Below are 13,617 nucleotides of genomic sequence, written 5' to 3' on the forward strand. Positions count from 1 at the left end.
GGAATAAGATTATGAATTCACCAAGCTTTATGCGCCGCAAACTCTTCATGGGAGTCTCTGTCGGAGCAGCTATCTTCTTTATTATTTTAGGTATCATCCTATGGGGTGGCTTTAATACCGCATTAGAACTGACCAATACCGAACAATTCTGTATCTCTTGTCATGAAATGGAAGATAATGTCTACCAAGAATATAAAACCACCATTCACTATGCCAACCGTTCCGGTGTAAGAGCTACGTGTCCGGATTGCCATGTACCCAGAGAATGGATTTATAAAATGAAGCGCAAAATACAGGCTTCAAATGAAATCTACCATAAACTTCTGGGCACTATTAATACCCGTGAAAAATTTCTTAGCGAACGTATTCATTTAGCAAAAAATGAATGGAAACGCATGAAAGCCAGTGACTCCAGAGAATGTCGTAATTGTCATGACTTTGAATCCATGAGCATTGCCTACCAAAAACCGCGTGCCAGAAAACAACATCAATTTGCTTTAAATAACGGTAATACCTGTATTGATTGTCATAAAGGTATAGCACATCACATGCCTGAAGGCCTGGATGAAGAATGGTTGGAAGAATTTTCTGCGCCCGATCCCTCTCATGCAAAACCGGATGCAAAATTAAAAGCACCGGTGAATGCCAAACAGGAAAAAATCTACGCATTATCACTGAATCCACCTAAGCCCAAAGTGATCACCAAAACCGTGATCAAAGAAGTCCCTGCGCAGTGTGATGCAACAGATGGCGATGCAGCAGATGTTGCTCCAGGTGCTACACCTCAAGCTTCTGCGGCCGTGAGCAAGGGCTTTGGCATAGACTGGAGCGATGTACCCGACCGTCAAATTACTATCTTTTATCCCGGTCAGGCCTCAATGGAATGGATCTTCAAAGGCAGTGAACATGGTGGCAAGCGTCCTTTTCAGGGCGGTGAAACCTGTGTCAGTTGTCATGATGCTGAAACCGCCGATATGGGACAGAAAATCGTGACCGGCGAGAAGTTAGAGCCTACGCCTATTCCCGGCAAACGCGGCAGTATTGCCGTCAAAGTACAAGCAGCGCATGATGATGACTATCTCTATATGCGTTACGAGTGGCAGGATACAGAACATGCCCCCGTGCCCTTTGTTGACGGTGGCAAAATGGATCCCGACAATCAAGTGAAACTGGCATTGATGATCACTACTGACGATACACTCTATGCTGACCGAGCAGGTTGCTGGGGAACTTGCCACCATGATAATCGTGATATGCCTAATGCGCCTGAGCAAGCAGCCATTGATGCCTATGGTCAAAAAGATCAGGTGGACATGAGCAATGGTATCACTAAGTATATTACTGAGAGTCGCACCAAGGTCGAAATTAAAGGTCGTCGTGGTAAAATTCTAGGTGGCTGGGACAAGCTTAAAACACCAGAAGAAGTCAAACTGGAGCTCAGCGAAGGTCGCTTTATGGACTTGTATCGTTACCAGATTGGCACTGATAAATCTGAAAACGGTTTGATTTTAGCGGAGCGTAAACTAAGCGAAGGGGGCGTTGAATTCAAGGCCAACAAACAGGGTGATACCTGGGTTGTTGAAATGAAACGCAAACTACAATCCGGTGTTGCTGATGATATTCCTCTGGATACCAGCAAAGTCTATAATCTGGGCTTTGCCATCCATGATGACTATACCATAGGCCGTTTCCACCATGTGTCCTTAGGCTATAAGCTAGGCTTTGATAATAGCGAAGCTGAAATTAATGCCGTGAAAAAGCAAGCCAGTGCAGTCTCTAGTGCACCTGCAGCAAAAGCCGCCCCTAAAGCTGCAAACTCTGAAGCTGGATCAGGACTTGATTGGAGCAAGGCTGCATCACGGGATGTTACACTCTTCTATCCCGGACAAGCATCAATGGAATGGATCTTCAAAGGCAGTGAGCATGGGGGCAAACGTCCCTTCATGGCCGGTGAAACCTGTGTTAGTTGCCATGATGCCGAAACCGCTGATATGGGGGAGAAAATCGTCACCGGCGAAAAACTTGAACCCACTCCGATCCCCGGCAAACGTGGCAGTATTCCCGTCACCGTACAGACCATGCATGATGACAGTAAACTCTATATGCGTTTCCAATGGCCTGATACCGAGCATACGCCCGTACCCTTTGCTGAAGGCGGCAAAATGGACCCTGACAATCAGGTGAAATTAGCCGTGATGTTTGCTACTGATGATGTGCTTTATGCTGATAGAGCAGGCTGTTGGGGTACTTGTCATCACGATAATCGTGACATGCCTAACGCCCCTGAGCAATCAGTTATTGATGCCTATGATCAAAAAGCGCAATTAAATAGCGATCATGGTGTGACCAAATACATCACTGAGAGTCGCACTAAAGTGGAAATTAAAGGTCGCCGCGGTAAAAAACTCGGTGGCTGGGATAAACTTAAAACTGCCGATGAAGTCGCCGAAGAAGGTGCTCAGGGTCGTTTTATGGATGTTCACCGCTACAAAGCGGGCAGTAAAATCTCCGAAAATGGCGCTATTCTTGCTGATCGTATGATGAGTGGGGGGCAGGATGTGGAATTCAACGCCACTTTAGCCGATGGCACCTGGACAGTGGAAATGGTACGCGAGCTTAAATCCGATCAGGCCACCGATTTGACCCTTGAGCTGGACAAAGTTTATAACTTTGGCTTCGCTATCCATGATGATTACACCATCGGTCGTTTTCACCATGTATCCTTGGGCTACAAACTCGGCTTTGACAATACCGAAGTTGAACTCAACGCCACAGCTAAATAGTTGTAGGGTGGGCAGATAAAGCCATGCCCACCCTACGATGAGTTCTTGCGAGAAAAGAGTTTTGTCAATGACTGGGTGTCGTATTTTGAGGCGATTTCACATATAAAATTACCTAGCTCTTTGTATTCTGTTTGCGTTGTGAGTATTTGGGCATTTTGTCGTACTCCTTTTAGATTGCCATCATTGACCAGGGTGAGTAATAGTTGATAATGTTGCTCTGATAGTTGTTGTAATTGCTCGTGGATAGAGTCCATATTATAGCTTTGTTGCTGTGCTTGCTGGGTCACTGTTTTATAAATGTAGCGCACTGGAATAAGGTTTGCAATGCTCTGTAGTAATTTTTCGATATCAATCGGTTTGGCCAGAAAAGTATCAGCACCATGGGCTAATAATTGATTTTCCCGGGCATTATGGATTGAGGTCGAAGTGAGTATTATTGGTAACTCAGGGTATTTAACTTTCACTTGCTTAAGCAATTCTTCGCCATCCATCACCGGCATTTTGACATCACTGATCACCAAATTGCTAGGTGTTTTTTGTTCATGCAGGATATCTAAAGCCTGTTGGCCGTTATTGGCGACTGTAACTTGATAGCCAATTTTTTCCAGCAGTTCCTGACAGAGGGTTCGAGATGTTTCGTTGTCATCTGCCACCAATATATGCCAGTCTTTAGCAGGGCTTTCACCTCGATGATCGATGGCCACAATACGTTGTTGGAAATCAGTGTCGAGTGAGGTGGAATTGATAGCAGGTAAGGGGATACTAAAATAAAAACGTGAACCTTTGCCGAGTTGACTTTCAACCTGCAACTCACCATCGAGTAAATTAACAAAACTGGTACAAATGGATAGGCCTAAGCCAGTGCTATCATCATTACTCTTGGCTTGAGATTGGCGAAAGGGTTGAAAGATAGTCTCTAGGTCTTGTTCAGGTATACCCTGTCCGGTGTCTGCGATGCTAAATAGGATCTGGTGTAAGCTTTCATTGGCGACTTTAAGTCTGATTTCGCCCAAAGGGGGAGTAAATTTAACCGCATTCGCCATGAGGTTGATCAATATTTGGCGTAATTTACGATCATCTCCGGAAACGACCTTGGGCACAAACTCATCTATATCAACGATCAGCTCAAGGTGATTGCGTTGGCAGCGGGGGATGAGCATTTGTTGTATGTCATCAATGAGTTGATGCAGGTTAAAATGGGTTTCGCTTTTTTCCATCAGGCCGGATTCAATTTTGCTGAGATCCAGAACATTGTTAATGAGACTTAAAAGATGTGTGCCACAGCGTTGAATGATATTCAGGTGTTTATTTTGAGTGTTATTCAGTTCATTTTCCCGGGACATTAAATCGGCATAACCCAAAATACCATTCAATGGAGTACGTAATTCATGACTCATATTGGCAAGGAAAGTGGATTTTGCCCGATTAGCCGCTTCGGCTTTGATTTTTTCTGCTTCCAATGCTTGTGTTCGGCTTTTAACTGCTTCCTCTAATGTTTCAATATGATGGAGATATTGATTGTAGTAACTGGATTTCATGCTCAGTGACAAGGCCAGTTGCTTCGCTTCCATTTTGTCAAAGGGCTTTTTGAGCAATAATAGGCGATGTGAAATGCCTAATATTTTACTGAAGTCTTCCCAAGTATAGTCTGAGTATGCAGTGCAGATGACCATTTCCAGTTCAGGGTGTTTTTTCCAGATGTGTTGTATGGTTTCCAGCCCTGTCCAACCGGGTGGCATACGGACATCCATGAATACCATAGAATAGGGTTTGCCTTCAGCAAAAGCTTTATCCACCATGGCTGAAGCTTCTTCACCCTGAAAGGCAAAATCCAGCTCAAATTCATAGGGGCAGCTAATGTTTGTTTGGTTTTCCTGTGCGTTGTTAGAGGGGCTGTCAAAAACATCATCAATTAAATTGTCCAGTGCTTTATCGGCTGCATTCTGTGCTGCATTTCTTGGGCTGAGTGAGGATATAAAGTCGCGATGAATTTGTTTGTTATCATCAGTGATCAGAATTCTGACTTTGGTTGTTTCTTCCGGGGCGTTAATATTATTTTCAATGGTTGTTTTTGTCATGTGTTAAACCGTTGCTGTTTCAACTTTATGTCCGTTACCATTGCTGTTTTAGATGTCTATATTGTTTCATCAATGAAGCATTTGAACCATCTTGCATCGAGGAGAATATTTGCTCAAATTGCTCTTCATGGGCGATAAATATTTCGATGATTTTCGGGTCAAAGTGTTCAGGCTTGGTGCGTGAATCGCCATTGACGATAATGTCCATGGTTTGCTCACGGTTAAAACCTTCTTTATAAGGACGTTTGGAACGTAGTGCGTCATACACATCGCAGAGGCTAGTTATGCGAGCCGCAAGGGGAATGTCTTCAGCCTCGATACCATCGGGATAGCCTGAACCATCGTAGTCTTCATGATGGCCCTGGGCGATTTGGGCGGCCATTTTGAGTAGAATATTATGGTCACTTTTGCTATTTAGGATTTTTGCACCAATGGTGGCATGGGTTTTCATGACTGCCCATTCACTGCTATCCAGTGGACCTTGCTTATGTAGTATATTGTCAGGAATGCCTATTTTGCCTACATCGTGTAATGGCGCAGCAAATAAAATCATTTCACAATCTTCAGCAGACCAGCCGAGTTTTTCAGCAATTAATGCGGCGTATAAGCCCAGTCGGTTATTGTGCATGCCGGTTTCATAGTCGCGGTATTCTGATGCAATGGAGAGCAGTGATAAGGCATCTTCATAGGAATGGTGTAATTCATGGGTTTGTAGCTCTACTTGTTCTTGCAGGTTGTTGCGTAATTGACTGAGTTCAATATGCGTTTTGATACGGGCGAGTAATTCCTGGCGTTGAAAGGGCTTGGAGACAAAATCAACACCGCCCGCTTTGAGTGCTTTGACCTTGCTTTCTACATCGTCTAATGCCGAAAGAAATAAAATTGGAATAGACTTAAGCTCAGGAGTAGCCTGAATACGACGGGCCGTTTCAAAGCCTCCCCAACCTGGCATCATAATGTCTAGTAAAATCAAATCGGGCAATTGATTTTGCGCGATTTGGTAGCCATGCTCACCACTGGTGGCCACTAAGACATCATAATCTTCTTGTTCTAAGATGGTTTCGAGCAAGCCTAAATTTTCAGGCGTATCATCAATTGCTAATATTGTTGAATTTTTTGCCATTTAGTCGTTCCGTGTCTATTCTTATATTGTTGTTGAGGCTTATTTAGGGCATTGTTGATAAATGCTCTATAAGAGTATAGTCAATATTTTTAATTTGTTAAGTTTTTAAAGGAACATTAATGTCATCGAGCATTCGCACGACGCTCATTAAACGCATTACCACGATTATTGTGATTATTTTTATTGTCGTGCTGTCGAGTATTGCGCTGGTGACAGTTTATACCACGAATACTTATTTGGATAATTCTGAGCAACAATTATTTCAGGCAATGAGCACGAAAGGGCATACGTTGGCGGTGAATAATAGTCAGGCTTTGATTGATATGGTCAGTGATAATTCTTTTTCTTCGGTAAGGAATCTGGTTTTAGCCACGGTAAAAAATGATAGTGATATTGTCTATGGCATTTTTATGGATGCTGAACAACGTCCCTGGGTGATCAGTAATGATCAACGTTCAGCTAAAAATAAGATAGAAACAGAAACTGGAACTGAAATAGAAATAAAAATCGAGTTGCAATTATATAGTGAGAAGTTGCAGGATGGTTTGAGTCTTTGGGCTGCGGCTTTAACACAAACGAGTTATCGGCAATTGGATATTGATAAAATGCCTGCTTATACGGGCATAAAAGATGCTATCACTATTTACGAATTTGCAGCGCCGGTATTCCTGCCATCGGAGGATGGGGAACCGCAGGTGCTACTGGGGACAATTCGTTATGGTATTTCAACCAAGCGCATGGAAGTGGCACGCATAGAGGTACAAAATTTTTCAAGACAGGTGTTGATCATCACTTTGTTGATGTTGTTTGCTTTGGGACTGATTGCTATTTTGGTGGCTTATTTTGCCACCCGACATACGGCAACCCTCATTACTCAACCCCTGGCAGAGTTATCATTGGCAACTCGAAAAATTTCTCAGGGTCATTATGACTCTGCTATTGTGATGACCCAGGATGCCCATAGTGACAATGAAATTGGTGTGTTAAGTCGCAGCTTTGATACCATGCGGCTAAAAATTAAAGATGTTCTGAGTCAGTTATTGCAGCACCAGCAAGAACTGAAAGTTCTGAATCAGAACTTGGAAGATAAAGTCATAGAGCGTACTGCGGAGTTAAAAGCAGTGCAACGGGAGTTGCTAGAATCTGCACGTGCTGCTGGTATGGCTGAGGTCGCGGTGAATGTCTTGCACAATATCGGTAATGTGATTAATAGTGTCAATATCGCTAATCAGGATAGTTTTGGGCTGCTTAAAAATTCAAGGCTACCGACATTATTAAAAACTAATCACTTGATTCAAGATAATCTTGAACATTTGAGTGAATACATAAATGACGATCCCCAAGGTAAAAAACTACCTGAATTATTTAATCTATTGTGTCAGTCTCTGAATAAGGATAATCAATTGTTAATGGAAAACTCATCACGCATGATGCAGAGCATCAATATTATCGGCAATATTATTGCTACGCAGCAAAAATATGCTAAGAGTAATTTATACAATGAGTCCTTGGGTTTGCAAGCGGTGGTTGAGGACTCATTGGACGTTCTGGACATGAGTTTTGCTAATCATGATATTGTTGTGCAGACCCATTTTTCAGAACAACCTAATATCATGGTAGACAATGCAAAATTGCACCAAATTTTGAGTAATGTTTTGCTTAATGCGAAACATAGTGTGCTAAATAATAGCATGGATAATCGTTTGCTTGAAGTGAGCCTATTTCAGGAACAGGGTTTTGCGGTGTTGACCATTAAAGATAATGGCACGGGCATTAAGCCTGAGTTATTGACTGATATTTTTCAACATGGTTTTACCACCAAAAAAGAGGGACATGGTTTTGGCTTACATTCTTGTGCTAATTTGCTTGGTGAAATGGGAGGGAGTATCGAGGTGGTGAGTGAAGGCGAAGGAAAAGGTGCTTGTTTTATTATCAAGTTGCCTTTTGTTGATAGTGAAGAAGGTTTATAGTGAATAAAGTTAATAAAGAAGTCAGCATCAGGATAATTTAATGATACAGAATACAGCAGACATTAAGTCTCAAGAAAAACGAGTTTGCCAACGCCTTGAACTCAACCGGCGGGTTCAGCTAAGTTTAGCTAATGGACAACTTATTAAGGGTTTAACCGAAGATATCAGCCTAGGAGGGGTGAGAATTAAGACCGATGATAAGTTTGAGGTGGATGCATTTTATGAGCAAACTGCTATATTACAGGTGTTATTAGATGATGAACTATTATCAGCAGAATTTCCCTGTCATATTGTCCGTTGCCATGAAAATGCAATGTGCCTTCAATTAGATAAAAAGAAAGCCGCTGCATTTGGTTTGATGCTGACCCGTGGCTTATTAAAGCAAAAAAAACAGGGCTAAGTGATGTGTATTAAAGTAGGAGATGATGAATTAGATTCTGTAAAAGCCTTAATGACCATGAGTCTTAATGCCTTGATAGCAGATGTTTTTGACTTGGATTTGGAAGATTTAAAGCCGGAATTATCGTTGACCAGAGATCTGGGCATGGATGAAGCAAAGCAACATGAGTTAGCAGAATTGATCGATGAATATTTTGATGGTTTATGGATTGATTTTTCGCTTAACGATAGTTTGGCAATGCTCTTTCAAACGGTAGTAGAGTCGGAGTTTGAGTGATTGAAGCTTTAAAATAGCTTTTGCTAGAAGGAGATTCTGTTAGAAGGAGATTGCTTGGCTGGCAAGTCAATCTCTCTCAATACTAACGTGCTCTCTTTGTTTAGGTTTTCATAAACTGCCCATTGAAACCAAATTTCACAAGATTGCTATTGTCATTGTTAACCCAGGTTTTGCCTTCCATTTTTTCAACAAGTTTATTGCTATTATAAAGGCTGAGGCAAGAACCACCGTAGTTTTGAATATTGGAAATATCCGTTTGTACGAAGGAGTTAAATAACATTTCTATCTGGTTTTTATTTAGTACCATGTGGTCATTTTCAACATTAAACTCTAAGTTTACCTGGTTGCTGGTTTGTTTGAGTAATTTTACTTGCAGTGTGATATTTGCCTGATGACTGAAACGGATAGTGATATTCAAAATATTGAGAATAACCTGTGCCAATCGCATTTCATCGCCTAACAAAATGTTGGGTACATTGTTTTCAACGGAAATAGATAATTCAATTTGTTTTTCTTTCAGTTTGTCAGCAAGGCCTTTGTTAATATTTATCAATAGATCGTGCAGATTAAATCGTGATGATTCCACGGTGATATTACCTGACTCAATGGCTGAATAGTCTTTAATATGATTAAAGAAGATGGCAATGTTCTCAGATGATTCAAGCATCCGGTGTAAACTACCACTTTGGTCAGATGAGGTCAGATTTTTATCAATTTTATTACCATTACTAATGAGTGTTTCTAATAACGTCTGTGTCTCTTTTATGGCATTAGCCAGGAACTTGAACTTGCTTTTGGTGATATTTTTTTGGACTTTAATTATGCCATTGCAACGACTAATGAGAAGTAGGAGATAAGCGATAATGATGACTGTGATGATAAAACAGGTTAACTCAATCCAATACATCTTGATAATGGAACTGAAATTAAAGCTATTTTTTTCTGCATAAGAACCTATTTTTAATTCTTTCATTAATTCATGAACCGGTTGATAATCGCTCGGTACAGTCCATTCTGAATAGTGTCCCTGACGTGCTACAGAAGAGGTTTGTTGAATCTGTAATAGAGCAATAATCACTTTTTTAGCGACTTTCAAGGGGACATGCTGTGCTTTTGAAAAAGGCCATTCAGGATAGAGTTCACTACTGAGTAAAAAAGGGAAGCCTTTAACTTTTTTGGCATTAATGATTTTGATGTCTTCGAGTTTTATCTTACCCTTACGCGCTAATCGCTCCAGAGAATCTGTACGCATCGTACCACCATCCACCTTGCCTTCTAAAACAGCATAAGCAATATTATCCTGAGGAAAACCACTGAATGAAAGGCTGGAGAAATCGCTGAAGGGGTCAATACCGGCACGTTTGAATTCGCGCCAAGCTACCTGAAAGCCACCAAAACCATTTTTGTTGACACCCATGAATGATTTGCCTGAAAAATCTTTAAGTTTGTTAATATCACTGCGGTCTGAACGAGTAAAAATAACAGAACCAAAATTATCCAGAGCTTTACCCTGACGAAGATTTCTTAAGGTGGCGAGGCGTGATACGCCGTATAGCCTTTCGAGTAGGACATAGTGTCCGGTGTTGGTGAGAATAAAATCAATGTCTTTATCTTTCACTAATTCATTTAATGTTTTGATGTTTTTTGGCACTAAGTTGAAATGGTATTCCGGTAGTTGTTGGTTCAGATATTGAATGGTTGGTCCCCAGCGTTTTTTGGCGACATCAGGTCCTCGAAAAGCAAGCACACCAACGGAGATGTTTTTGGGATTGAAATTGGCATAGACGCTGGAAAAAATCCCGGCACATAGAAAAAATATTACCAATAGAAGTAGGGCTTTGATTTTATTATGGTGATTCATTATAAAATTTCTCTTTTTATTTTATTTTTTTGAGTAATGAATGGGTAGCTAAAAATAATGATAAACATTGATAAATATCCGTAAAAATCAATCTGTTTATGATTAGCTTATAAATTTTTATTATTTGTTACTTGTTATTGTTATTGTTATTGTTCATGAGTCAGTATCAGTATAGTCACTGATTAACTTTTTGCCTGAAGACTCCTTCAAATTTGATATTTAAGAGCTACTAGTTTGCCTACTGGGTAGCTGAATGTCCACTTAATTTCTGAGTTTTTATGTCGGAAATTAATTTTTAATCACACTTAATTTTAATTTTTATTTAGATTGTTGCTAATCTCTTATTCTATAAAGCATTTTTCATCATTAATAAATCACTTAATTGGTCTTCTGCACCATTATGTTATGCTAATCTTCTAACAAAGATAGTATAATGCACTATATTGGTGCTTGTTTATGGTGCAATGGTTTATTATTAAAAACCTACTATTTATGTTGGTTTTTAAGTGACTGAATATTAGTATAAAAGATAGAATGTTAGTAAGTGGCATAATTAATGCTAGATAGTAGGAAATATTAATATTGAAGCTTACACTAAAAACAAGATATAAATTTATTTCAAAGTCCTCATGCAGAGAGAATGGAGCATAAAATGAAAGAAAAGCTGGTTATGATCGGTAATGGTATGGCTGGTATGCGTACTATTGAAGAAGTGCTGAAAATAGCACCTGATATGTATGACATTACTGTCTTTGGCGATGAGCCGTACGGCAATTATAATCGTATCCTACTTTCTCCTGTATTGGCTGGTGACAAGACTATTGATGAGATTATGCTCAATACCATCGACTGGTATGAAGAAAATAACGTCAAATTGCACTCAGGTGACGGTAAATTGGTCACTGAAATCAATCGTATCACTCGTACGGTCACCTCTGAAGACGGTACGGTAGAAGAATATGATCGTCTCTTGATTGCCACCGGTTCTAAGCCTTTTATTATTCCTGTACCGGGGCATGATAAGGAAGGTGTGATTGCTTTTCGTGATATTAAAGATGTCGATACCATGTTGGATGCGACCAAAAACTATAAGCATGCCACCATTATCGGTGGCGGTTTATTAGGTCTGGAAGCCGCCAATGGCATGATGCAGCATGGCATGAAAGTGACTGTAGTGCATTTGGTTGATACCCTGATGGAACGTCAGATGGATACCGTGTCAGGCAAAATGTTAAAAACATCGCTTGAAGAGAAGGGTATGGAGTTTCTTATGGAAACTCAGACGGCAGAAATCACTGGCAATGGCCGTGTTGATGGCATTAATTTTGCGGATGGTACATCCATCGATACTGACTTAGTGGTTATGGCTGTCGGTATTCGCCCTAATATCGAATTAGCACAAAAAGCAGGCTTACATTGTGAGCGCGGCATTTTGGTTAATGATACGTTGCAGACCTATGACCCAAGAATTTATTCTGTCGGTGAGTGTGTTCAACATCGTGGCAATACTTATGGTTTAGTTGCGCCTTTATTTGAAATGGCAAAAGTCTGTGCAAATCATTTGGCTCAGATGGGAATAGGTCTTTATGAAGGTTCTGTGACTTCAACCAAATTGAAAGTTACTGGCATTGATTTGTTTTCTGCCGGAGACTTTGTTGGTGATGATACAACCGAAGAAATGGTTATGCAGGATGAGACCAGTGGTTTGTATAAGAAACTGGTCTTAAAAGACAATCAATTAGTCGGTGCAGTCTTATACGGCGACACTAAAGAAGGCGCTTGGTACTTCCAGTTGATGCGTTCTGGTCAGGATATTTCAGATATTCGTGAAAAATTATTATTTGGTGAGTCGCACCTCGGTGATTCCGGTCATGGTGGCGATCACATTCAGGCGATGTCTGATGACACTGAAATTTGTGGTTGTAATGGTGTGACTAAGGGTGAGATTGTTCTCGCTATTACTAAAGAAGGACTATTTTCTTTAGATGAAGTTCGCGCACACACTAAAGCCTCGGCTTCTTGTGGTTCTTGTACTGGCTTGGTTGAGCAAATTCTGGAAACAACTTTGGGTAGTGATTATGAAACACCTGAAGCCAAGCCTATTTGTAAATGTACCACGCATTCTCATGAAGAAGTGCGTGAAGCCATTCGTGAGCGTAAGCTGACTTCGATTAAAGATGTCCGTCGTAGTCTTGATTGGAAAACCGAAGATGGCTGTCCCGCTTGTCGTATGTCATTAAACTACTATGTACAAAGTGCTTGGCATAATGAAGCGCAGGATGACCCACAGTCACGCTTCATTAATGAGCGTGCCCATGCCAATATTCAGAAAGATGGTAGATATTCGGTGATCCCTAGAATGTGGGGTGGCATGACGACACCGGACGAATTACGTGCTATCGCCAATGTCGCTGAAAAGTATGAAATTAAAGATGTTCACTTAACCGGTGGTCAGCGTATTGGTCTTTATGGTGTCGAAAAAGAAGTACTGCCAGCAATCTGGAAAGACTTAAATGATGCGGGCATGGTGTCAGGCCATGCTTATGGTAAGGCAATGCGTACGGTTAAGACTTGTGTCGGTAAGCAATGGTGTCGTTTTGGAACTCAGGATTCAACTGCCTTAGGTATTAAGCTGGAAGAACTTACCTGGGCATCATGGATGCCACATAAGTTCAAGTTAGCTGTTTCTGGTTGTCCAAGAAACTGTGCTGAAGCAACCATTAAAGATTTTGGTGTTGTCTGTGTTGATTCAGGTTATGAACTGCATATCGGTGGAAATGGTGGTATTAAAGTCCGTGCCACTGACCTGTTATGTAATGTTGCTAGCGAAGAAGAAGTTATGGAATATTGTGGTGCCTTCATTCAGTTCTATCGTGAAGATGCACATTATCTGGAACGAACTGCCCCTTGGGTTGAGCGTGTTGGCTTTAGTCGCATTGAAGAAGTTGTGGTTAAAGATGCTGAGAAACGTAAATATTATAATGAACGTTTCCTTGAAGCGCAGAAAATTTCTCAGGTTGATCCTTGGCAAGCACGTGCCACCGGCGGTGTTGCCAAGCATGAGTTTGCTTCAATCAAAGTGATTTCAGCTTAAGTATCAGTTTTCCCCTTCTGATGGAGGGGGAA

8 protein-coding genes are annotated in these 13,617 nt (G+C 41.0%); 5 read left to right on the forward strand and 3 right to left on the reverse strand.

The window, feature by feature from the left end:
- The first annotated feature begins 11 nt into the window (after nt 1-11).
- A complete protein-coding gene (locus JEU79_RS12205; protein ID WP_198264338.1) occupies nt 12-2,783 on the forward strand; it encodes a NapC/NirT family cytochrome c in 2,772 nt (923 codons plus the stop codon).
- A gap of 32 nt (nt 2,784-2,815) precedes the next feature.
- Here the strand turns inward: JEU79_RS12205 and JEU79_RS12210 are convergent, their stop codons facing one another.
- Nucleotides 2,816-4,861, reverse strand: a complete 2,046-nt coding sequence (locus tag JEU79_RS12210) for a response regulator (protein WP_198264339.1) — start codon at nt 4,859-4,861, stop codon at nt 2,816-2,818.
- A 34-nt stretch (nt 4,862-4,895) separates the two neighbouring features.
- A complete protein-coding gene (locus JEU79_RS12215) occupies nt 4,896-5,984 on the reverse strand; it encodes an HD domain-containing phosphohydrolase (RefSeq protein ID WP_198264340.1) in 1,089 nt (362 codons plus the stop codon).
- A 119-nt stretch (nt 5,985-6,103) separates the two neighbouring features.
- Between JEU79_RS12215 and JEU79_RS12220 the strand changes: the two genes are divergently transcribed.
- From JEU79_RS12220 to JEU79_RS12230, 3 genes are read left to right on the forward strand one after another with little or no spacing between them, the layout of a single operon-like run.
- Complete coding sequence (locus JEU79_RS12220; RefSeq protein WP_198264341.1) at nt 6,104-7,954, forward strand: sensor histidine kinase; 1,851 nt, start codon at nt 6,104-6,106, stop codon at nt 7,952-7,954.
- Nucleotides 7,955-7,994: 40 nt separating this feature from the next.
- On the forward strand, nt 7,995-8,354 hold the full coding sequence (locus JEU79_RS12225; protein ID WP_198264342.1) for a PilZ domain-containing protein: 360 nt from the start codon (nt 7,995-7,997) through the stop codon (nt 8,352-8,354).
- A gap of 3 nt (nt 8,355-8,357) precedes the next feature.
- Nucleotides 8,358-8,630 (forward strand): hypothetical protein, encoded by a 273-nt coding sequence (locus JEU79_RS12230; RefSeq protein WP_198264343.1) that lies wholly within the window; start codon nt 8,358-8,360, stop codon nt 8,628-8,630.
- Nucleotides 8,631-8,730: 100 nt separating this feature from the next.
- Here the strand turns inward: JEU79_RS12230 and JEU79_RS12235 are convergent, their stop codons facing one another.
- Nucleotides 8,731-10,491: a phosphate/phosphite/phosphonate ABC transporter substrate-binding protein gene (locus JEU79_RS12235; RefSeq protein ID WP_198264344.1), complete on the reverse strand. Its 1,761-nt coding sequence runs from the start codon at nt 10,489-10,491 to the stop codon at nt 8,731-8,733.
- A 652-nt stretch (nt 10,492-11,143) separates the two neighbouring features.
- Here JEU79_RS12235 and nirB point away from each other — a divergent pair.
- Nucleotides 11,144-13,585 carry a nitrite reductase large subunit NirB gene (gene nirB, locus JEU79_RS12240; protein ID WP_198264345.1) on the forward strand — a complete coding sequence of 814 codons (2,442 nt, stop codon included), beginning with the start codon at nt 11,144-11,146 and terminating at the stop codon, nt 13,583-13,585.
- Nucleotides 13,586-13,617 lie beyond the last annotated feature (32 nt).

It is taken from the genome of sulfur-oxidizing endosymbiont of Gigantopelta aegis, assembly GCF_016097415.1.
GTDB lineage: Bacteria > Pseudomonadota > Gammaproteobacteria > GRL18 > GRL18 > GRL18.